General features: G+C 56.8%; 14 protein-coding genes and 1 tRNA gene. 4 read left to right on the plus strand and 11 right to left on the minus strand.

The features are described from left to right. Positions 1 to 76 precede the first annotated feature (76 nt). From RDK48_RS02645 to RDK48_RS02670, 6 genes are all read right to left on the minus strand, one after another. Positions 77 to 391 (minus strand): DUF6506 family protein, encoded by a 315-nt coding sequence (locus RDK48_RS02645; RefSeq protein WP_298994136.1) that lies wholly within the window; start codon positions 389 to 391, stop codon positions 77 to 79. Between the two features lie 48 nt (positions 392 to 439). Then, positions 440 to 1,453, minus strand: coding sequence for an ATP-NAD kinase family protein (locus tag RDK48_RS02650; RefSeq protein ID WP_298994134.1), 1,014 nt, complete (start codon positions 1,451 to 1,453; stop codon positions 440 to 442). A 125-nt stretch (positions 1,454 to 1,578) separates the two neighbouring features. Next, the gene (locus tag RDK48_RS02655) at positions 1,579 to 2,544 is read right to left on the minus strand and encodes an alpha-ketoacid dehydrogenase subunit beta (RefSeq protein ID WP_374042245.1); all 966 of its coding nucleotides are present in this window, start codon (positions 2,542 to 2,544) and stop codon (positions 1,579 to 1,581) included. A gap of 62 nt (positions 2,545 to 2,606) precedes the next feature. Beyond that, a complete protein-coding gene (locus RDK48_RS02660; RefSeq protein WP_298994129.1) occupies positions 2,607 to 3,569 on the minus strand; it encodes a thiamine pyrophosphate-dependent dehydrogenase E1 component subunit alpha in 963 nt (320 codons plus the stop codon). A 35-nt stretch (positions 3,570 to 3,604) separates the two neighbouring features. Next, the gene (locus RDK48_RS02665) at positions 3,605 to 3,967 is read right to left on the minus strand and encodes a Lin0512 family protein (RefSeq protein WP_022660107.1); all 363 of its coding nucleotides are present in this window, start codon (positions 3,965 to 3,967) and stop codon (positions 3,605 to 3,607) included. Between the two features lie 16 nt (positions 3,968 to 3,983). Then, positions 3,984 to 5,222, minus strand: a complete 1,239-nt coding sequence (locus RDK48_RS02670) for a dihydrolipoamide acetyltransferase family protein (protein WP_298994125.1) — start codon at positions 5,220 to 5,222, stop codon at positions 3,984 to 3,986. 394 nt (positions 5,223 to 5,616) lie between these two features. Here RDK48_RS02670 and RDK48_RS02675 point away from each other — a divergent pair, with 394 nt between their 5' ends. The 4 genes from RDK48_RS02675 (at position 5,617) to RDK48_RS02690 (ending at position 16,666) form a co-directional block, all read left to right on the plus strand. Continuing rightward, entirely contained in the window at positions 5,617 to 7,704 is a 2,088-nt protein-coding gene (locus RDK48_RS02675) for a sigma-54-dependent Fis family transcriptional regulator (RefSeq protein ID WP_298994123.1), read from the plus strand. A 352-nt stretch (positions 7,705 to 8,056) separates the two neighbouring features. Next, a complete protein-coding gene (locus RDK48_RS02680; protein ID WP_298994121.1) occupies positions 8,057 to 9,127 on the plus strand; it encodes a 2,3-butanediol dehydrogenase in 1,071 nt (356 codons plus the stop codon). Positions 9,128 to 9,670: 543 nt separating this feature from the next. Continuing rightward, positions 9,671 to 12,733: a S8 family serine peptidase gene (locus RDK48_RS02685; protein ID WP_298994120.1), complete on the plus strand. Its 3,063-nt coding sequence runs from the start codon at positions 9,671 to 9,673 to the stop codon at positions 12,731 to 12,733. A gap of 318 nt (positions 12,734 to 13,051) precedes the next feature. Next, complete coding sequence (locus RDK48_RS02690; RefSeq protein WP_298994119.1) at positions 13,052 to 16,666, plus strand: alpha/beta fold hydrolase; 3,615 nt, start codon at positions 13,052 to 13,054, stop codon at positions 16,664 to 16,666. Positions 16,667 to 16,788: 122 nt separating this feature from the next. Here the strand turns inward: RDK48_RS02690 and RDK48_RS02695 are convergent. From RDK48_RS02695 to RDK48_RS02715, 5 genes are all read right to left on the minus strand, one after another. Beyond that, a tRNA-Val gene (locus tag RDK48_RS02695) sits at positions 16,789 to 16,864 on the minus strand. A 138-nt stretch (positions 16,865 to 17,002) separates the two neighbouring features. Then, positions 17,003 to 17,311, minus strand: a complete 309-nt coding sequence (locus RDK48_RS02700; RefSeq protein WP_298994117.1) for a cytochrome C — start codon at positions 17,309 to 17,311, stop codon at positions 17,003 to 17,005. Between the two features lie 472 nt (positions 17,312 to 17,783). Next, on the minus strand, positions 17,784 to 19,397 hold the full coding sequence (locus tag RDK48_RS02705) for an NADP-dependent glyceraldehyde-3-phosphate dehydrogenase (RefSeq protein ID WP_298994115.1): 1,614 nt from the start codon (positions 19,395 to 19,397) through the stop codon (positions 17,784 to 17,786). Positions 19,398 to 19,499: 102 nt separating this feature from the next. Beyond that, positions 19,500 to 21,065, minus strand: coding sequence for a carboxylesterase/lipase family protein (locus RDK48_RS02710; RefSeq protein WP_298994112.1), 1,566 nt, complete (start codon positions 21,063 to 21,065; stop codon positions 19,500 to 19,502). 92 nt (positions 21,066 to 21,157) lie between these two features. Continuing rightward, entirely contained in the window at positions 21,158 to 22,117 is a 960-nt protein-coding gene (locus RDK48_RS02715; protein WP_298994110.1) for a hypothetical protein, read from the minus strand. Positions 22,118 to 22,315 lie beyond the last annotated feature (198 nt).

Consider the following 22,315-nt stretch of genomic DNA (forward strand, 5'->3'; position numbering starts at 1 on the left):
ATGACCGGCGCAAATCGGCGCAAACCGGGCATGTCGTGGATGGCAGCACCCTGTGGGCCGCAAACTGCTTGTTGCATCAGGCAAAAATTCCGTCGCCGCTGGCATTGCCAAGGCCGGGATGGATGTCGAAGCGCACAACGCCCACAGGCACCTTGACCGCCCGTGCGACCATCGCCGCGCCCTCGTAGCCAAAGCCGCCGCACAGCTCGATGGCAACGCAACCGTCTTCATCAACGGCCTTTTGCGCCGCTTCAACGGCCTCCCTGTAGGATGTCACGCCAATGGTCAGCAGTTCCACGCCGGGGGTGCGCGTCCAGCTGCGGTGCTCGGCCTTGACGCCGTTGCCTTCGCCACGGGGGCTCAGAAAAATGAATGCAGCCTTGAGTTTCATAACCATGCTCCTGGTGTTGGGGTGATCAGGCTTGTTGCCGGTCTGGGCCTAGTTGGCGTAACAGACCTGCGCGCCGCGCAAAAACAGCCCTCGCTGCCGGGCGTATTCCATGACGCGGGCCACATCCACCACGCGCATGGTGTCTTCTGACAATCGTATGCTGGCGCGCTGCCCGCGCCGAACCTCCACCTCGCGTTCGCCGTCCAGCGCCAGCACGCAGGGCGTGAGGGCCACAGGCACATCATCGCCGGGTAGCAGCTGGCGCACGCGGGAGACGCCCACGTCGGCAAAGAGGCCAGGGCCGATGGCGGCGCGCACGCGGCAGGCAAAATCGGGGTCAAGATCAAGGGCCAGACCGCGCGGTTCTTCGGGCGAGATGTTCATGAGCTGCCCGGCTACAGTGGAGAGGCCGATGCTGTCTGGCCGACAGCGGGAAACAACAATCTGGCTGACTCTGGTTATGTCCCAGATGGCGCGGGAGCCGAGAAAAAGGTCGTCGTACACCGCCACATCCACCAGAGCGATATCCCTGAACTGACCGTCCACATGCACTTCAAGCAGGCTGGCCTCGCGGCAGCCTTCGTCAATGGTTACACCGCCGCAGGCGAGCACGCCCGCAGCAAGGCCAGCCACTGTGGCTTCGGCCATGACAGGAAAAACGTTGTTGGTGCCAGTGGAGAGCGGCAGAATGGGCGTTTTGCGCGCGCCCTTGCAGGCGGCGCGGCTTGTGCCGTCGCCCCCCATGACGATGATGACCGCAACCCCCTCCTGCTGCATGAGAGCGGCGGCGTTGATGGTGTCCTCCTGCGTGTTGTGCAGGTAAATATCCACCGGAGCCACGTTCACAGGCGTTTCCAGAGCTTCCAGATCGCTCAGGGCGCGCGGCACGATGCCGTAGCCCTCGGGCATATACAGAACATCACGTACCCCGGCGGCGGCCAGACCAACCAGAATCCGGCGCACCATGCGCACCTTCTCCTGATTGTCAAAAACACTGCCGTGCGCGACTATGCGGCGTATGTCCTTGCCTGATGCCGGATTGGCGATAATGGCTGCTTTCACGTTGGCTCCGGTGGATGTAGTGCGCAGGCAGGGCCTGCTGCATTGCTTGCAATAGCTGTTGCAATCGTATGCTGCCGCGATGGGGCAGGCCTTGTGCCTGTGCCTGCCCCTTGAAAGCGGCTTAATTATCGCAGCGACTTGACCGCAGCGACGATCTGATCCGCGCCGGGAATGTAGGCCTTTTCCAGCGGCGGGCTGAAGGGGACGGGGCAGTAAGGAGCGCCCACGCGCACGATGGGCGCGTCCAGATAGTCCAGGGCTTCCTCGGCTACCATGGCGGCGATTTCCGCACCGGCTCCGGCGGTTTTGACGGCTTCGTGCGCAACCACAAGGGCGTGGGTTTTTTTGACGGAATTGAGGATGATGTCCTTGTCGAGCGGCACCAGACAGCGGGGGTCTACCACTTCGGCGCTGATGCCCTGAGCGGCCAGGGTTTCTGCGGCCTGAAGGGCGGAGTGAACCATGAGTGAGGTGGCTACAATGGTTACGTCCGTGCCTTCGCGCTTTACGTCGCCCTTGCCAAGCTCAATGGGCGTCGCCTCGTCGCCAACTTCGCCTTCCACGCCGTACAGAATCTTGTGTTCAAGAAAGACCACGGGGTTGTCGTCGCGGATGGCGCTGATGAGCAGGCCTTTTGCGTCTGCCGGGGTAGAGGGAATGCACACCTTGATGCCGGGAATGTGCATGAACCATGCTTCAAGGCTCTGGGAGTGCTGGGCCGCAGCGCCCACGCCAGCGCCCTGCGGCATGCGCAGCACCATGGGCACCTTGGCCTTGCCGCCAAACATGTAGTGCATTTTGGCGGCCTGATTGAAGAGCTGGTCAAAGGCAACGCCGATAAAGTCCACAAACATCAGCTCTGCCACAGGGCGCAGACCAGCTGCGGCGGCACCGGCGGCAGCGCCCACAATGGCGCTTTCCGTGATAGGGGTATCGCGCACGCGGCGTTCGCCGAATTTGTCAAAAAGGCCTTGGGTCACGCCAAAGCAGCCGCCAAACTTGCCCACGTCTTCACCGATGATGAACACGTTTTCGTCCCGCTCCATCTCCTGGCGCATGGCATCGTTAAGCGCTTGCAGGTAGGTTTTGATCGCCATATTTTTCTCCATTCTGAAAAATCTGAAGGTGGTTTCCGCAGTTTCAGGCAAACGCTTTAGGCGTACACGTCTTCCAGCAGGTCTTCCGGCTTGGGGAAGGGGCTGTCTTCCGCAAACTTGACGGCGGCTTCAATCTCGGCCGCCACAGACGCGGAGATGCCGTCCAGCTCCGCCTGAGTGGCGGTGCCGGTTTCCACCAGTTTTTTGGCAAAACGTGGAATGGGATCCTTGGCCTTCCATTCTTCCAGTTCTTTTTCGCTACGGTACACGCAGGCATCGCCCTCAAAGTGGCCGCGCCAGCGGTAGGTCTTGCATTCTATGAGCGAGGGACCCTGGCCCTTGCGCGCGCGTTCCACGGCCATGGTCACGGCTTCGTACACGGCGAGCACATCGTTGCCGTCAATGACAACGCCTGGCATGTCGTATCCGGCGGCACGGTCGGCAATGTCGGTGATGGCCATGGATTTGCTCTGCGGGCAGGAGATGCCGTAGCCGTTGTTTTCATTGATAAAGATGACGGGGAGCTTCCATGCGCTGGCCATGTTCAGCGATTCCTGCGTGGTGCCCTGGTTGGACGCGCCATCGCCGAAGAAGCAGGCGCACACGCCCTTGGTGTCTTTGTACTGGCAGCTGAAGGCCGCGCCCACGGCCAGGGGGCCGCCGCCGCCCACAATGCCGTTGGCGCCAAGAATGCCGATGTTGAAATCGGCAATGTGCATGGAGCCGCCCTTACCCTTGCAGTAACCGGTGGAGCGGCCATAGATTTCGGCCATCATGAGCTTGAGGTCGCCGCCCTTGGCAATACAATGCCCGTGCCCACGGTGGGTGCTGGTGATCATGTCCGTCTGCTTCAGCGCGGCGCACGCGCCTGTGGCAACGGCTTCTTCACCAAGGTAGAGGTGAACGAATCCGGGTATTTTGCCAGCTGCAAAAAACTTTTGCAGCTCGCTTTCAAAAAGGCGGATCTTGGTCATGGTGCTGAACATTTCCAGCAGAACCTTTTTGTCGGGATGTTTCATGGTACTCTCCTCAGATTGCTGATTGTGGTGCCGACTCAGTCAATATCTACCGACACGGTCAGGGCCGCGCAGGCCAACACGATGTCACTGCAACCGGGGCTGAAGCAGGCAACTTCGAGGCCCGGAGTGCGCAAGCCGCCCGTAACGACCTCAATGCTCTTTTCCCCGATGGGAATGGCGGCAAGCACTGCCTCCTTGTCCACCAGGTCAGGTTCGGGCACGGCAATGCGCGCATGCACATGCACACCCTGAAAAGATCCGCGCCCGAGTATCTCCACCAGGCCGCACAAACAACTGCGCGAAATGGCGTCCTTAACCGCGCGGTATGCGGCCTTGGTCATGTTTGCGCCGTGCAGATCTGCCCCGGTGCCCAGTTCAACCACGTAACGTTGCAGCATTGGATTCCTCCGCGGGTCAGCCCAGCATGCGCACGGGCTGTTCAAGCATGTCCGCAAGGGTGCGCAGGAAACTCATGGCCGGGCCGCCATCGGTGACCATGTGGTTGAAGGTGAGGGAAAGAGTCATCATCTTGCGCACGCACACCTGGCATTCAAAAACACCCGGCTTTTCCACCACGCGACCAACGCCGAGGATGCCTGTCTCCGGCGGGTTGAGAATGGGGGTGAAGCCGTCCACGCCAAGCATGCTCACATTGGAAATGGTAAACGTGCCGCCAGAAATTTCGTCCATGGAAAGGCCGCCCTTGCGGGCGCGGCTGGCTGCGTCGCGCACCTTGGCCTTGAGTTCTTCAAGGCTGTAGGTGTCCGCATTCTTGACGTTGGGAACAATGAGGCCCGTATCGAGCGAAACGGCGATGCCAAGGTTCACATGCTTGTGCATGTGGACGCCGTCTGCCTGCAGGGTGGTGTTCATGACGGGGTGCTGCCTGAGTGCGCGGCACACGGCAAAAGCGATGATGTCGTTGAACGAGAGGCGGTATTCCGGGTCTTTTTTGTTGCGGGCCAGCATGGTATCGCGCAACGCAACCATTTCGGTAACGTCGGCTTCCACAAAAACGGTCAGTTGCGCCGCGTTTTGCAGGCTGGCCTGCATGTTGTCCGCTATAAGCTTGCGCAGCCCGTCCATGGGGATGACTTCGTCCGCATCAGCATCAGGGGCGGGGCATGGTTGCGTCGGGGCTACGCTGGCCGGAGCAGGGGCTTTTGCCGCAGCTTCGTGGGCGGCGCGAACATCCTTTTCCGTAACAATGCCATCGCGTCCTGTGCCCGTTACCGTTGCCAGATCAACGCCCAGCTCTTTGGCGGTCTTGCGGGCTGCGGGCATGGCGCGAACCTCTCCTTGCGCCGTGCTGGCCTGTGTTGCCGATCCCTGGCTTTTGGCCCCGGAAGGGGCATGAGCGGCAGGGCTGGCCGCCGCATCAGCGCTTTGCGAGGCAGGGGCGGCCACAGCCTCGCCCGATTCGCCGATGATGCCGATAACCTGCATGACCGGAACAACCTCGCCCTGCGGGCTGACAATCTGCAAAAGAACGCCGCCTGCCGGAGACTCGACCACATTGGTGATCTTGTCTGTTTCCACTTCCAGCAGGGGTTGCCCCACTGCCACCGCACCGCCTTCGGCCACAAGCCAGCGCGCAATCTTGCCTGTTTTCATGGTGAGGCCCCATTTGGGCATCTGCACTTCGTAGGCCATCCGCTACCTCCTTGCGCCGATGTGGCGCACGCGTTTATGCCTGCTTGATTGCAACTCTGATACCACTTTATAACAGGTAATAATCAATGAATAATTTATAAAATACTTTATGTGTGTATTTGGTAGTGTTCCAAAATCGAACAGAATGCTGTTCTGTAAGACCAGTTATGATACACTACAATATATAAAAAATTCATGGAGTTGTTTTTTTGGACACAATATGAATGTAGCCATGCGCAAAGAGCTATTCCATTTTTTCACGGACGATGCTATTGCTTAAAACAAAGCTGCGGGGTCGCATTATTCAGAAGTGGGGCAGATGGCCTTTTTGAAGTGGAAAGACCAGCGAACCGGCATGCTTGTTGAAAGGGCGTGCGCGTCCGGGAGATAAGTCATGTATGTTCTGCAAAGAAATGGCGATGTCTTTGAAATGCGGCAGGAACCTCTGATGGCGGAAGGCGTCAACCGCTCGGGGTTTTTGTTCAACAGCTATAGCGGCGCACCAAGAGCGAACCGGCGGGAAACCTGGGAATCCTTTATAAGAACCGGCAGGATTGTTGACGACAGTTTGCCCCGGCCCATAGCGGCTTCGTGGATGCGCTGCCGCGATCTGGGGGTGGACCCCCTGCTGCCCAAGTGCGCGGAATTTACGCCCATGAGCCAGATCAGCGCCCAGGCCGAAATATATGCGGAACTGGCGGCTGGCGTGGAACGTCAGGTGTATGAGCAGATCAAGGAAAAAGGCCTGCTCATGACGGTTTCCGAGGCCAATGGCCGGTTGCTGCGCACCTGCGGCAACAAGGAAGTGCTGCTTCAGGCCGATCAGCTCTATTTTGGCCCTGGCGCGGTGTGGTCTGAAAAAAGCGTGGGCACCAACGCCATAAGTCTGGCCCTTTCTGACGGCATGCCAGCCCAGGTTATGGGCGAGGAACATTTTTGCAGCAGCCATCAGGCCTGGGGCTGTTCTGCCGCGCCCATTTTTACTCCGTTCGGGCAGTTGTGGGGCTGTTTTGACATTTCCGGGCCAACCAGGGCTGATCACCGGCAAGCATTGTGGCTGGCAGTTGGCGCGGCCCGCGAGATAGAGCGACTGTTGCTCAACGCCTCGCTGAGCAACATGGAGAACAAATCCCGCACGCTGCTCAGCACGCTCTTCAGTTCCATGCCCATTGGTGTGCTGATGGTGGATGAGAGCGGCATCATTACCTATGCCAATGCCCAGGCAGAGCGCCTGCTAGGTTTTAGCGGCGATGTGCGCGGCGGGCGCGCCGAGGCTTTTTTTGATTATACCCTGTACGCGCGCCAGCAGGCGGAAAACAGTTGCCAGGCCGAAGGGGTCCCCCTGCGCTGCCTGACCAATCCCGCCCTCACAGCCTGCGTCATGCCCTTTATGGCGGGCAGGTCAGAAGCGCGCTATGCCCTTGTGACCCTTCAGGCCGGAGTGGAAGCCCGTCCCGCGCCTATTGCCCCTGTGCCGCATATACCGCGCCGCGAAGGCACGCGTCCCTTTGGAGATATTGTTTACCGCAGCGAAAAAATGTCCCGCACGGTGGAACAGGCACGGCATATGGCCAAAAGCCCTGCGGCGGTTTTGTTGCTGGGCGAAACGGGCACGGGCAAGGAGTTGTTTGCACGGGCCATCCACAAGGCCAGCCGATGTTCCGAAGGGCCTTTTGTGGCTGTAAACTGCGGGGCTTTACCGCGCGAACTTATCCAGAGCGAGCTTTTTGGCTATGAGCGGGGGGCGTTCACCGGAGCAGTGGAAAAGGGCCGCCCCGGCAAGTTTGAACTGGCCGACAAGGGAACCCTGTTTCTGGATGAAATTTCTGAAATGCCGCTGGAAATGCAGGTCAATCTGCTGCGCCCTCTGGAAGACCGTTGCGTCACGCGGGTGGGCGGCAAGCAGACCAGAATGGTCGATTTCCGGCTGGTCACTGCCACCAACCGCAATCTGGATGAACTGATGGCGTCGGGCGCGTTTCGTGAAGATCTGTTTTACCGCATCCATGTGCTCGCGCTGGAAATCCCGCCTCTGCGCGAACGCAGGGAAGATATCGCTGTTATTGCGGAATATCATTGCAAACGCCTGTGCCGTACCTACGGGCATCCTTTTGGCGGGTTTTCTGCCGAGGCCTTGCGCGTGATGGAAGATTACGACTGGCCCGGCAATGTGCGTCAACTTGTGCACAGCGTGGAATTTGCCGTCAACATGGCGCAGGGCGGCTGTATTTTGCCCGTACATCTGCCAGCTCATTTGCAGTCCTGTTCTAGTGGGACCAATACAGCCAGCGGACAAACCGATGGGCAAACAGTGGCGGCCCTGCCCGGAATGACCGACTTTAACCTGGACAATCAGGAGGCCAAGGTCATCCGCTGCGCATTGAAGCATTATAACGGCAACATGCTCCAGGCTGCCAAGGCACTGGGCATCGGCCGCAATACCCTGTACGCCAAACTGCGCAAGATTGTTCCCCAAGACTAGCCTTGCTGTGTAATTTTTCAGAACGCAAACAACCCGGCCTGCTCTGAACCGAAAGCCCACCTGTGGCGCGCGGTTTGGAGCAGGCCTTTTTTGCGGCAGCCACTTGCGTTTTACCACCTCGCGACCTGTTGATCTCTCTGTTCCACTTCCGTCCACCATAGTCTTTCCTTGTTCCACTTCAGAACACTGTCAGTTGCTCCGGTATACCTGTCTGCATGTGCAATTTTTCTCGATTGAGCCAGGGCAAGGTCTGCCGGGCATGTCCGCTCATCCGCTGCTGGCGCGGATTTTACGGCATGACCTGTGCAATGATGGGTGTATTCGGATTCAACATCTAACAAGCGAGGCAGTTATGGCGGAAACCATGCAGGCGGCAGTTTGGCACGGCAAAAAAGACATCCGCGTTGAGACTGTACCCGTTCCCCCCGCTCCGGCTCCCGGTTGGGTTCAGGTCAAGGTTGATTGGTGCGGCATCTGCGGCTCGGATCTGCACGAATACCTGGCTGGCCCCATATTTATTCCCACTGAGGCCCCGCATCCGCTTACGGGCAAGCAGGGGAGCGTCATTCTCGGGCACGAATTCAGCGGCGAGGTTGTGGCGGTGGGCAGCGGCGTTACCAATGTCAAGGTTGGCGACATGGTTGCGCCAGATGCCTGCCAGCACTGCGGCGAGTGTCAGCCTTGCCGCGAGGGGCGCTACAATGTTTGCGAAAAGCTTGCCTTTACGGGCCTGCACAATGACGGCGCATTCGCCCCCTATGTGAATGTGCCTGCGGAATTGTGCTTTATCATGCCCGAGGGTGTTTCGCCCGAGGCCGGAGCAGTCATGGAACCCTTGGCCACGGGCTTTAAGGCCGTGCGTATGGCGGGCAGCATTCTGGGCCTCAATGTGGTGGTGCTTGGCGCGGGAACCATCGGCCTCGGCACCATTATGGCTGCCAAAGCCGCTGGAGCGGGCAAGATCATTGTGCTTGAAATGTCCCGCGCGCGCATTGCCAAGGCCAAGGAATGCGGCGCTGACATTGTGGTGAACCCCAAGGAATGCGACCCGGTTGCAAGGGTGAAAGAACTGACCGGCGGCTCCGGGGCCGATGTTTCCTTTGAGTGCATCGGCAACAAGCACACAGGGCCGCTGGCCATAGATGTGCTGCGCAACACGGGAACGGCCATTATTGTGGGAATTTTTGAAGAACCCAGTTCCTTCAACTTTTTCAGCCTCAGCGGTACGGACAAAAAGGTCATGGGCACGCTGGCCTACACCATTGAGGATTTCAAGGGCCTTGCCGCGCTCATGGCCAAGGGCGTCATCAAGGCGGAAAACCTCATTACCGGCAAGATCGAGCTGAAGGACATCATGGAAAAGGGCTTTCTTGAGCTGATTAACAACAAGGATGAAAACATCAAGATACTTGTGCGTCCCTGACGCGCTTGATGGCGTGTTTGAGGGATGATCCTGTCAGCTTGACACTGTCCCTGTGTATGAGCGGCAGGATATGAAAGAGGGGTTGCGGAATGGTCCGGAACCCCTCGGTTAGTTTGCAGACAGTGCAAAAATGGAACAGAGCAGCTTTTTGAGCAAGAGTGATCAGCCGCAAAAAGTTTCTCGTTTCAAACTTGAGGCAGAAAATTTTTTAAAAAAATAATCTATTTAAATAAAAAGATATTTTTGATAGTAAGCGTTATTGACGATGGGGAAGTATTCTGCCGCCCGGTCAGAAGATCAATCAGTTAAAGTTATGAATCTGAAGTAAGGTGCTGTTTCCCGCAACAACAAAAAGGACAGGAAGTTCCACTTAATCCTGTCGGAGCATTCATGGTTCTTTATTCGTGCGGATATTGGGTACGTTTTTATCCTGCTTTGTTTCAGATTCTCCTCCTGTTTCTGTTTACATTTAGTATACCTGTTCATAGCAATGCAGCGAGCGCTGACAGTTTTAAAACCAATGAATACTGGAACAGCACAGGGTTGAATTTTATTCATGCTGCCGATGCATACGCTCTGGGATATACCGGGGCAGGCATCACGCTGGGCATGATTGACACTTCCGTGCGCGGCGACCACCCGGAGCTGGCTGGCAAAGTCATAATGATGGCCTTGCCGCTCGATAAGACCACGGGTCAGACATACGTGCCAAACTGGGCATATGATACGCATGGCAGCCATGTGGCGGGCATTATGGCAGCCATGCGCAATGGTGTTGGCATGCACGGTGTGGCTTTTGACGCCAACCTTGTTTCGGCGGTCACACTTGGGACAGCGTCGGGGAGCAACGAAAATCTTGTTCCGGCTGATTTGTTGAGCCTCTTTGCTGCGTATCCGGATATTCGCGTCATCAACAACAGTTGGGGCACGGATTTTTACCCATCGCTTGACCCTCTCAAAGACATTCCCGCAGATGTCATATCTGGCCAGGATGGTGAGATCAAAGCACTCCGCAAGCTCAGTGACGATTACGGCAAGGTCATTGTGTTTGCCGCTGGCAACAACAGCATGATAGCTCCCAGTGTTGAGGGCATGATGCCGCGTTATGCGCCGGACCTCACAGGCTGGATCAGCGTGGTTTCCCTCAATATAGCCGGGATCACCACAGCGACGGACGGAACACGCACCATTGGCCCGTCTGGGGTCAGTTATTTCAGTAACCTTGGGAGCAAAGCCTATCTTTGGACTGTTGCGGCTCCCGGCAGCAATATCAATTCGCTCAATGCCACCACCAACGGCTATATGCTGGACAGCGGCACCAGCATGGCAGCGCCCTATGTGAGCGGCACCGTGGGGCTGGTGGCGCAGGCTTTTCCCTGGATGACCGGCAAACAGCTGGCTGATGCTGTATTGACCACAGCGGATAATACTTTTGTAGCGCCAACGCACCTTGTTCAATATACTGTTGATAAAGATGGTAATCCCAATAAGGTTATTATTGCTGTTATAGATCACAGTGTTCCTGCTCCGAATGATGTGACAATCAAACAGTGGATTGAACAAGTTTATCAAGGCGCAACGGCAGATGCTTTGAAAGCGCTGGTTGATCAGGGCAAGAAAGCAGTGAACGACCTGACAAAGGAAGACGTGTTTGGTCAGGGGCTGCTGGACGCGGGCAAGGCCGTGCGCGGCATCGCCCGGCTGGATGCCAACCGCATGTCAGCTTCGGATGTGGTGACATTGTCTGAACTGGGCCCTGGCAATTATGCGCTTGAAACGTTTAACACCAAGGGCTACTTCGCAGAATTCAGCAATGACATCACCCAACGCCAGTGGAATGATGCCTACCATCATGCCAGTTTTCTGGCCGGGGCGGACGCCACGGCCCTGCGTGGCAAGAATGTGGGCTTGCGTAAAACGGGTGCTGGCCTATTGGTTCTCAGCGGCGTCAATAGCTATTCAGGGGCGACCGTGGTTGATGGCGGGGGCCTGGCCGTGAGCAAAAGGGCAGACGGCACTGGCGGCGTGCTGCAAAACAGCGATGTGCTCGTGCGCCAGGGCGGTGTATTGCTGGGTGATGGAGTAATACAGAAGAAAGTCGTCAATTACGGCACTGTTGCTCCGGGCTATCGCGGCCTGACGCTCACAGTAAATGACTACACCCAGACAAGCCAGGGTACGCTGCAAATCGGTTTCAATTCCAGAAACCAATATTCTGTACTCAGTGCAAATTCTGCAAATATTGACGGAGCCTTGCGGTTTTCTCCCTCGCCGGGATTTTATGCAGAGAACTATTCAATAAATATGAACAGCGTGCAGGCGACAAGCTCCACGGGCGCATTTAACAGCGTTGGGGTTAGTTCCTCTTCACCAACATTGAATTTCAGCGTCGCGTCAAGCAATGGCCTCGGGTCGGCCTTGGTGGGCCAGCAACGTGCATCAAGCGCGTACAGCCGCTATGCCGACAGTACCACCACAAGCCGTGTTGGACGCGCTCTTTACCAGATAGCTGGGCAGGCAACAGGCGATATGCAAAACCTATTTCAGGCCCTGGACTGGAGCGATACCTCCGGCAGCGGCATTGCTCCGGCAATGGAGCAGTTGAGCCCCAACAGTTATGATGCCGTGGCTCGGGCCGGGCTTGAAGCACAGCGGCAGCTCAATCTGCTTATGGTGCGGCGCTTCTTGGGGGCCAGCGGCCAACAAGGCGTGAGCGGTACTGGCGTGTCCAGCGGTGATGATGCTGCTGGCTGGCAGGCATGGGCGCTGCCCTTTGGCAGCTACAGCAACATGAACGCCAATGGCGGCTCAGCGGGCTTCACGGCGTCAGGCGCAGGGTCGGCCTTTGGTGTTGACCGCCTGTGGGAGAGCGGACTGACTGCAGGATTTGATGTGGCGCTCGCAGGCCGCCGCACAGATATTCATAGTGCGGGCGAGGCAAGGGCGGAAACGTTGGCCGCATCTGTTGGCGGCCACGCGCTCTTCAAGCCACGCTGGTGGGATGGTGCCTATGTGATGGGCATGGCCCGCGTGGGCTTTGAGGATGTGCAAATGCAGCGGACCGTCAACTTTAATGGTTTCGCGCGCAATCACAGCAGCGACTGGACGGGCCTAACCGCAGATACGCTCGCGGGCGGCGGCAAGGACTGGAACTGGGCAACCGTCTGGGGCGGCGTGGAAGCTGGCCCTCTGACATGGCTGGAATATAGCCTGAGTTCCAGACCTGGATTTACCGAGGACGGCTCCGGGGCCTCGGCACTCAGGGTTGATGCCGCCACTTACAACAATCTCTCGTCAGTCTTGGGCGCGCATGCAAATCTTGCCCGCACCCTGGATAATGGCACAACGCTCGCATGGGATACTCTGGCAGGCTGGCGGCATGACTGGCTTGACGGAACGTTCAGCAGCAGCGCCAAATTCAAGGGATACAGCCCAGGTTTTGAAAGCCGGTCAGATATGCCGGGCCGGGACGCCATGCTGGTTCACAGCAGTGTGCGGGCGAACCATACCAGTGGTTTTTTTGCGCAGGTTGAGCTTGGGGCGGAGCTATTTCGTTCTCAGAGTTCTTCCTGCTTCGGCGGTTTCAGTTGTGGCCTGGAATTTTAGCGGCTGTTTGCATGATTCATCCATGCCATTGGACTTGTCGTTCTCCTCTACCGATCTACGTTATATGCGCTTTTGATTATCCGCTCCACGAACTAATCCATTGAAAAAATACTGTTCCTGTCTTAGAGAAAAAAGGAATAAAGTCGGTTGTCGCCCCGGATCAACTGGGGTGGCGCTGCTTTGCTTTGTGCACAAAGAAGACAGCGCAACCATGCTGCGTTTTAACCACAATCTCCCCCCGAAAGTGGCTTTTGCGACGGCGCAGGACTATCTGACATATCAGATAAGCTTTCTGGAAGGTATTGAGGAAAACGCACAATGAAGATTGGCGATATCACCTTTGGGATGCCCAGAAGCAAGGCTGCGGCTCAGAATCCGGCGGGAGCTGCTGCCGAAAGACAACCAGCCACGTTGCCTTCAAGCCTCTCCACTGCTGGCAATGCCATGCCGTGTTCATCCAGTATGTCTGGCTTGTCTGGCAGGTGGGCCGGCTTTGAAGCCCTGTTCTGTTCCATTGCAGATGAGAACCAGGACAACATTGCCCTTTCTGGTGGCGGAAAAAGCCTGGGCTTCAGAGAACTGAAGGATTTTTCCGCGCGCATAGCCGCCTTTGTGCAGGCCAAAAACTATGGGCCGGAAGCGGCAGTGGGGGTGCTCTGCAAGCGCGGAGCCATGTATCTTGCCGCCGCCATTGGCATCATGCGGGCCGGTGCCGTGTATGTGCCCGTGGAGCGCGAACTGCCGCGCCTCCGTCAGGAAGCCATGCTCAGGCCCGTGCGGTTGCTGGTGACGGACAGCGCTTCTCTGCCCCAGGCGGAATATCATCGTTACCGCAACCCCAACATTGCCCACGTGCTTTGTCTGGACGCCCCCAATTTTACGGATGTGCTGGAAAGTGGCGGCCTGAGCAGCACGGAATACTGGGAGCACCTTGCAGAGCAGGGCAGCGACCACGGTTGGCTGGACGATGTGGATGCACACCCCCTTGATCTGTCGCAGCTTGAGCGTATGGCTGGCAGCGTGCTGCAAAAAACAGGTCTGGCCCCCAACCGTGCCCCCGGCAGCATCCCCAAAAGTGCACAGTCCAGCGGCAAAAGCGTGCTTGATGTCGGTAGCGGCTCCGGCGTGGTGGCGCAGGCTCTTGCCTCTGCCGCCAGCCGGTACGCGGCGGTCGACATTGCCAGAAATGAACTGGACAGGGTGCAGGCCTTGCCCTGCGGCGCTTCTGTGACTATCCACCGCATGGAAGCCATAGACATCTGCTTTTTCGACGAGCGCTTTGACCTTGTGGTGCTCAACGGCGTTGTGGATTGCTTTCCCGGTTACAATTATCTGCGCAGGGTGCTTGACCACGCGGTAGAACGCCTCACGGCGGGCGGTAGCATTTTTGTGGGCGCTGTGCGCGATATGGACCGCAAGGACGACCTGCGGGCAGCCATCAGGGAGCATGCTCTTGCTACGGGCGATCAGTCGGCCTTGCTGCGTTTTGAGGGCTCGGCAGAGCTGTTTGTGCCACGGCGTTTCTTTAGTGCCTGGTCGGCAGAATGCCCATATCCGGTTGAGGTGAAATTTTCACCCGCTGCGGCTCCCGCGCCCTCTGACAATGGTCAGTCGGATGTCTTTCGGTATGACGTGCAGATTTGCAGAAGCGCTCATGATGCCAGACCCCACGGAACCAGAGCCATGCGAGAGAGCTTTGGCCTGAGGGATATGGATGCCTGCCCAGTTGCCCCGCTTGCGGCGGTCAGGCCGGACGCTGCCGCCTATATTGTCTACACCAGCGGCTCCACAGGGCAGCCCAAGGGCGTTGTGGTGGAGCACCGCCACCTCCTGCACATCATCCATGCCCTGCGGGAGTTTTCAGAAGGGTGCGGCACTGTGGGGCTGGTTGCGCCGCTCTCGTTTGATGCGTCCATCCAGCAACTGGCGGTTTCACTGTTTTGCGGCAAGCCCTTGTATGTCATGGCAGACGAGGAGCGCAAAAATCCTGCGGCATTTTGCGCCTGCGCCCGCAAAAAAGGCATTGACCTGTGCGACATGACCCCGGCCTTTTTTAATGTGCTGGTGGACTATTTGCAGGAGCACCGCCAGCCCCTGCCGCTCAAACGTGTGCTGCTGGCTGGCGAGGTGCTGCGGCCAGATGTCATTCAAAAATTTTATGCCATACCCGGCAATGAAGATGTGGTGCTGTTCAATGTGTACGGCCCAACAGAATGCACGGTAGACAGCAGCGCCTTTCGCATTGACCGCACCAATCATGCGGATTTTACGGCCTTTCCCATTGGCAGACCGCTTGAAGGCGTGAACATTTTTGTGCTGGATAAACATCAGCGCCCGGTGCCGGACTCTGTTACCGGAGAACTGTGGATCGCGGGAGCGGGTGTTTCGCGCGGGTATCTGAATGGCGAGAGCGCCGATGCTTTTACCGAATATGCCGGGCGGCGCTGCTATCGCACTGGCGACAATGGCTTTATTCAGAACGGCCTTGTGTACTACCGGGGCCGGGAAGATCAGCAGGTCAAGATCAGGGGCAACAGGGTCGAGATCGGCGAGGTCGAAAAGGCCGTTGGGAGCTTTCCCGGTGTGCGGCAGCTGGCCGTGGCGGCGGACTTTTATCAGGCTGGTAACGACAAAAGTCTCGCCGCCTATGTAGTGGGTGCTGTGAATCCGGCTGATTTGCGCAGCTATCTTGAGCAGCAGTTGCCGCCCTTTTGCGTGCCGGACTATATTGTGCCGATGGCGGAGCTGCCCCTCTCGCCCAACCGCAAGGTGGATAAAAGGGCGCTGCCGTCCCCGCTGGGCAGGGCAGAGGCCGTTGCAGGGCGCTGCCCGCAAGGGGCTGTGGAGCAGACTCTTGCCGCCATCTGGAAGCGGCTGCTGGGCATGGATGTAATCAATGCGGAGGCCAGCTTTTTCAGCATGGGCGGGCACAGCATCATGGCCGTACGCCTTGTTGCCATGATTGAAAAAGAGTTGCGCGTTCATATTGCCGTCAACGAACTGATGGCACATTCCAGCATTGCACGGCTGGCAGAGCTTGTAGAGGGTAAGGCAGGCGTGCGCAACAGCCCCATCATCAAGCTTTGCCATTGTGAAGGCGGAAAAAATCTCTTTCTGTTTCATCCTGTGGGGGGCAGCGTGTTTTGCTACAGCGATCTGGCCCGGCTGCTGGGTGGGCGCTACACCCTCTATGCCGTGGAGCCTGCGGGCTTTCAGGCTGAAAAAACTGTTCTGAATACGGAGCTGCACAGTGTTCAGGATTTGGCCGCGATTTATCTGGATGAAATCCTCAAGGTAGCCACGGAGAACATCGTTTTTGGCGGCTGGAGTTTCGGCGGCCTTCTGGCCTATGAGGCGGCCTGCCAGTATGCCGCGCTCGGGGGCGACTCTGGCCCGGTTCTGATTCTCGACACAGTGCTGGACAATACCAGGGACAAGCAGCTTGCCGCCAAGGGCGATGTGGAACTGCTGAAAAACCATCTCCATGAAGCCTTGGCCTTTGATGTGGACAAACTGCGGGCCATGAACAGGGCTGAGAGAATGACGTATCTGCTGGAATGCGGCGAAAAAGCCGGGCTGCTGCCGCCCAATTTCAGCCCTGCGCAGATGGAAAACCTGTTGCAGACATACAGGCTCAATACCATTGCCGCAGCACGTTATGACAACCCAACGCCGTCTGACCTGCGTATTCTGTATATCCGCGCTCTGGATTTTGCCAGTAATCCTTACATTGATTTTAACGACCAGTATCAGGGCTGGAGCCGCTTTTTGCCTGAGAAAAACATCACCCTCCGCTGGACTGCGGGCACGCATCAAAGCATGCTTTCACCCGGCCTTGCTGATGGCGTGGCAGAGCATATCTGCGATTTTTTAGGGCAGCAGGGTGAAGATGTGCCGACAGAGGAAGATGAGTGCGGGATGTCGATGGGGTGAGGCCGACATCAGCATCCCGCAGCGTGGACACACGCATAACGGCGCTATGCTATAGATATGACTAGAAGGGAGTTTTTACATGCAAAAAAGGGCTATCCGTTTAGGATAACCCCTTTCATATTTGGTGGGCAGTACAGGACTTGAACCTGTGGCCCCCGCCTTGTAAGGGCGGTGCTCAACCAACTGAGCTAACTGCCCGAAACAGCGTAGCACAGGCAGCTATATGCCCTGTTATTCAGCACATTGCAAGCGCAATTTTGCCGTTTCACTAGAGCAGCCCCGGTCGATGTGCCGGGGCTGTCAGAATACCAGCCTGATACTTTGCTTCGATTACAGTTATTTCATCTGGTTAAGATACGTCGCAATATCCTTCATCTGCGCGGGGGTCAGGCCCTGCACCGTCTGTTGCATTCGGGCTGCGGCACCTGTGGCATTGCTCAGGTTTTTGACCCTTTCCATGCCAGCCACCAGCGAATCTACAGGTTTGCCCTTCATTGCCGCAGGGCTGGCCGAATGACAGCCCGAGCACAGCTTGTTGTACATCTCCTCCCCTGTACCCGCGCTGTCCTGAGCCGCAACCGCAGTACCAGCCAGCAGCAGCCCGGCAGCCAAAAGAATTTTCAGTGAGTTAGCAGAAAAGGTCATGGAACCCTCCAGTGGGTTACTCTGTTTGAAAAGCCAGCCTGACCGCACAGCAGCCAGACTTTTGGTCTCATTCAGCATATGCTTCAAGGCCAGCACACCACAAGGGGTATTATGCGGCTCTACTGCGTAGGCTTGCGGCAGCTTGCAAGCCTGACACGCCAGTCATTCTCGCTGGACGACCAACTGCATAATGGCCTGTATGGAATCATTTTTTACACCTCAGAATGATGCATTTGCGTGGAAGTTCTGCACAATCCGCATATCCATTCCAAGGAAGCAGAGGCAGATGCGTTACAACACGGAGGGAGTTTAAAAAAGTCTCGGCCAGCTCTCTCCGATAGAATTTCGGAAAAAGCTGGCCGTTTGATTATTCGCTTTGGCCCTTTTTAATCTGTCCACCAGACGGGGAGCAGACCAATAAACGCCATTTAAAGTTTCACTTCAAGTTTTATTTCACCTGCAATTTCAGAAGTTAGAACAGAAAATCCGTGGATAGGAAGTTGGATTTTCTGTTGCGAACGATGTCCGAAATCAGTTCCTTGTTGGGTGCGGAACCCTTGGCTGCCACAAGTGTGCGGATGGAGAAGGCGCGCAGCGCATCGCTGACAGAAAGCGTGCCTTCCGCAGAGTCCTTGCGGCCTGTGAAGGGGAAGGTATCCGGCCCGCGCTGGCACTGGCTGTTGATGTTGACGCGGCACACCTGATTGACCATGGGGTCGATGAGTGCAGCCACGGCATCGGGGTCAGTGCCGAATATGCTGACCTGCTGACCGAAGGGCGAGGCTATCACCGCCTCTGCGGCTTCCGACACATCATTGTACGAAACCACAGGCACCACAGGGGCAAACTGTTCTTCCGTGTGCAGGCGCATGTCTGCGGTAACGCCCGCAACCAGCGTGGGGTAATACAGGGTGCGGTCAAAGGTGCCGCCGCGCGGGTTGGCAATGCGCGCGCCCTTGGCAATTGCTTCGTCCACCAGTTCACGCAGGTCGTCTATCTTGCCGGGCACGGGCAGAGGGGTGATTTTGACCCCCGGCTTCCAGGGCAGGCCCATGGGCAGGGCGGCAATGGCCTCGCTGAATTTTGCCAGAAATTCCTCAGTGCGCGAGGCGTGCACATAAAAGATCTTCAGGGCCGTGCAGCGCTGCCCGTTAAAGCTCAGCGCCCCGGTCACGGCCTCTGACACGGTCAAATCCATATCGGCGCAGGGCAGCACGATGGCTGCGTTTTTGGCGTCCAGCCCCAGCACGCAACGCAGCCTGTGGGGCGAGGGATGGTGACGGCGCAGGGCATCGGCCGCGCGGCTTGAACCGATAAAGGCCAGCACACTGATGCGGCCAGATTCCAGCGCGGGAATGGCCACACGCCTGTCGCCAAAGAGGATGTTCACCACCCCGGCGGGGAAGCAGTCGGCAAAGGCCTCAAGCAGGGGCGCGTAGAGCAGCTTGCCGATGCGGGGCGTTTTGACGATAACCGGGTTGCCCATGATCAGGGCCGGAATAAGCGTGGTGAAGGTTTCGTTGAGCGGATAGTTGAACGGCCCCATGCACAGCACCGGCCCAAGCGGCGCGCGGCGGATCTGGGCGTAAATGCCGCTCTCGATCACAAAGCGCGAGGAGGCGCGGTCAAGGTCTTTAAGGGCGTCCACAGTGGCGCGGATATAGTCAATGGTGCGGTCAAATTCCGCCCGGCAATCGTTGAGCGGCTTGCAGATTTCCCACACCATCAGGCGCACCACTTGATCGCGTACAGCTATCATGCGGCGGGCAAATTCTTCCACACGGGCAATGCGGTCTTCCACTCGCATGGTGGGCCATGCGCCGCGTCCATTGTCCCACGCCTTGGTTACGGCTTCCACTGCCGTCAGAGATTCCGCCTCGGTCAGTTCCGGGCAGGAGCCGATGACGCGCTGCTCACCGTTCACATACAGGGGCGAATGCACGGTGTGCATAGGGCCATTCCACTCAAGCAAGCGCCCGCCCACAAGATAGCGGCGCTCGTGAAGTGGCTCAAGAACGCAATCTTCAGGTATATTGTCCACATCCGGCGAAAAATCAGCGCCGGGCTGGGTATTGGCTTCGGTCATGTGTGCCTCCTGAACTTTCAGCAGATGAAAGCAGTGAAAAAGTTGTTGTCGTGTGGAGGGTAAGAAGCCGAGCGCTCCATGTCAATGAAGCCGACCCGCAACTTACTGGTACAGTTGAATATCTTTCCACACCTCATAGACTGCGCCGTGGGGATTCGATTCCACGGTGTTAGCCTGGTCAAAAATGTAGGTGAGCCGTCGCCCTGCCTCGTATTGAGGCCACAGGGGCGCAACGCCGGGGCCGTTGGGATTGCCCGTTTTTACAAAGTTCAGCCAGGCCCCGTGCATGGATTGCGTAAGCTCCTTGCGGCGAGATGCGGGCGTGAGCAGCCAGAAGGGATGATCATTGGTGGCAAGCGCGGTGGAAATCTCCGTTGAGTGTGCCGCGCCCAGCAAGAACAGCTCCGGCAGCAAGGGGGCGTAGTCAAAGCGGTACACGTAGGTGCGGTTAAAGGAGCTCTGGGCATCGGCGCTTTTGACCATATCCACCACAAAGGCCCGGTCGCCCGCGAGGGTCGTCAGTTTTTTCATGCCTTTTTCGCTGGCGTACAGCTCCGAGACCGCAGGGATACTGGCAGCCGCGCCGTTATCGCGCAGCATCTTTTCCACCTGTTGCCAGTCCTTGGGCAGCAGGCCCAGCAGGGCAAACAGCGTGCCTTCGTTGCGGTTGGTGCCAAGAATGACCTTAACGTCGCGGGCATTGCCCTGGGCCATGGCTTCCCACGGGTGCAGGGGCAGCAGGTCGTCCTTGACCGGGCCGGGCATGAAGATGCCGGGGTGGCGGCGCGGGCCTTCCTTGAGCGTGAACGTAGCCGCCGCAAGCATGTCCTGCGCGGGCATTTCCAGTAATTTGGCAATGTCTGTGCGCGGATTGATACCCAGCTTTTCAAAAAAGATGGCGTTGTTCATCTCGACCATGCGGCGGGATTCGGTATTTCCTGTGACGCCGCTCTCCGCGATGGCCTTCTGGAACAGCCCCTTTGCAGCGGGCGATGCCAGCATGTTGTACACGCCCGTGCCGCCTGCGGATTCGCCCGCTATGGTCACGTTGTTCGGGTCGCCGCCAAATGCGGCGATATTGTCCCGCACCCAGCGCAGGGCGGCAATCTGGTCTGAAACGCCGCAGTTGGATTCAAACCTCTTGTCGTACATGGAAAAATCATAAAAACCCAAGGGGCCGACGCGGTAGTTGAAATTGACAAATACCACGCCGTCTCTGGCAAAGGATGCGCCGTCATACATGGGGTCGCTGCCTTCGCCCATGTGGTACGCGCCGCCGTATATCCATACGAATACAGGCAGCTTGGCGTCTTTGGCGGCGGTCAGGGGCGCCCACACGTTGAGGTACAGGCAATCCTCGCTGGCGGGAACCCGCGAACGCTCAAGCCCGAACATGTTCATGTACTGGATGGGCTTGTTGCCAAAGGCTGCGCACTTTTTAACGCCCTGCCAGGGGGTAGGCGGCTGGTTGCGCCGAAAACGCAGTTCACCTACAGGCGGTGCGGCATAAGGAATGCCAAGCCATGTTTTGACGCCAGCCGCCGCAAAACCTTGCACTTCGCCATACTGTGTGGCTGCAAGAGTGTCAGCGGACGTTTCATGACGGGATACTGGGCGGGCACAGGCGCACAAGAGCAACACCACCAGGATGAGGATGCGGTTTTTCATAACAGTTTCCCATGTCAGGACAATGTCCGGTCATATTCAGCCTTATCACATCAGTAACTTTTGGAATAGCCGCAAAATGAAAACTGTCGTGATTATCCCGACTGAACATCAGAACTGTTAATTTTAACTACCAGTTTTGAGATGCCGCGTTTTTGCCATGTTCCCTGTTTGTAGCATTTTCTGCTTCGCAAATTGCCTACAATATCGGAACGCTCAGAAAGTTGGATAGCATTCCATGGTTTTTCTTCAATTTTTCCATCCTGATAATGCTCATACCTTGTTGCCTTGCGGTGTTTGAGAAGCAAAGCTTTGAATGTCTTGTGGTCACTAGGAATCAGTTCAATGGGAAGCGTTTGAACATGCACTGTGGAGTCTGGCATTTGGGAAGTATTGGTTGGCTTGGGTGGTGGGGTTTGCGATCTTTGGCTGAAGAGTGCCACCAGTTGCACAGCACGCAGAAAAAGTTCGCTCGTGTCAGCCACTTTATTTTGAAGTAAGATAATTTCGTCCAGGACTTTGCCTTTGAAATCATTATTGATAATTGTGCTGAATAAAAAGTGTTTGCGACGGCCATCAAAGAATGTTTGCAGAATTTGTGCCGCATCATTGATATCAGACTCTCTTGAAGGAGCTACTTTTGGGGACAGGAACAAAATTTTAGCCGGAATGCCGGGGAAGTGGCGTTCAAGCGTCAGCGCGGTACGGAACATTTTTTTAATGACCCTTGCCGTTGTTGCGTCCTTTAAGCCATATTGCAATCCTTTCGTATGGAATGCGATATCAGCAGCGATAATTTTTTCAACTTTCCCTTGGGCAACTCGTATACCAAGTACATCAATTTCGGCTTGACCAAGAAACTGTGTAAGGTTTGATGTCTTTTTAACAACTTCTTCAGAAAATTGAACCTTACCTTCATTAAACCATTGTTCAAGCTCAGGAGTAATTTCGGCTGGCCACTTTGGCGATGGTTTCCAGTTCAGCTCAGCCATTTGGCAACCTATGCAATGGCGTATCCAAGTTCTTATCAGCGATTCTCCCATTTCAATTTTCATGGGTACTCCGATACTACGGGATTTTCACAGAAATATATTGAAAATGCCTTGGTGGACTTATTCGTGCATGCATTTTGTGCTGCACCAGTAACATTCTTTTGTATATGAAAACATAGAATACCTCGTCAATAAGTACAATAATACGGCAAGAAGCATTCATACATAAAACAAAGGCTCCCGGTCTGCGCCGTGCAAGCG

The sequence above is a fragment of the uncultured Desulfovibrio sp. genome (assembly GCF_902477725.1).
In the GTDB taxonomy this organism is placed as follows: Bacteria; Desulfobacterota; Desulfovibrionia; order Desulfovibrionales; family Desulfovibrionaceae; genus Desulfovibrio.

Bases quoted from the DNA above. Each gene is read 5' to 3' on its own strand.
- RDK48_RS02645 (WP_298994136.1), bottom strand. From the start codon at position 391: ATGAAACTCAAGGCTGCATTCATTTTTCTGAGCCCCCGTGGCGAAGGC.
- RDK48_RS02660 (WP_298994129.1), bottom strand. From the start codon at position 3,569: ATGAAACATCCCGACAAAAAGGTTCTGCTGGAAATGTTCAGCACCATG.
- RDK48_RS02665 (WP_022660107.1), bottom strand. From the start codon at position 3,967: ATGCTGCAACGTTACGTGGTTGAACTGGGCACCGGGGCAGATCTGCAC.
- RDK48_RS02670 (WP_298994125.1), bottom strand. From the start codon at position 5,222: ATGGCCTACGAAGTGCAGATGCCCAAATGGGGCCTCACCATGAAAACA.
- RDK48_RS02675 (WP_298994123.1), top strand. From the start codon at position 5,617: ATGTATGTTCTGCAAAGAAATGGCGATGTCTTTGAAATGCGGCAGGAA.
- RDK48_RS02680 (WP_298994121.1), top strand. From the start codon at position 8,057: ATGGCGGAAACCATGCAGGCGGCAGTTTGGCACGGCAAAAAAGACATC.
- RDK48_RS02690 (WP_298994119.1), top strand. From the start codon at position 13,052: ATGAAGATTGGCGATATCACCTTTGGGATGCCCAGAAGCAAGGCTGCG.
- RDK48_RS02700 (WP_298994117.1), bottom strand. From the start codon at position 17,311: ATGACCTTTTCTGCTAACTCACTGAAAATTCTTTTGGCTGCCGGGCTG.
- RDK48_RS02705 (WP_298994115.1), bottom strand. From the start codon at position 19,397: ATGACCGAAGCCAATACCCAGCCCGGCGCTGATTTTTCGCCGGATGTG.
- RDK48_RS02710 (WP_298994112.1), bottom strand. From the start codon at position 21,065: ATGAAAAACCGCATCCTCATCCTGGTGGTGTTGCTCTTGTGCGCCTGT.
- RDK48_RS02715 (WP_298994110.1), bottom strand. From the start codon at position 22,117: ATGAAAATTGAAATGGGAGAATCGCTGATAAGAACTTGGATACGCCAT.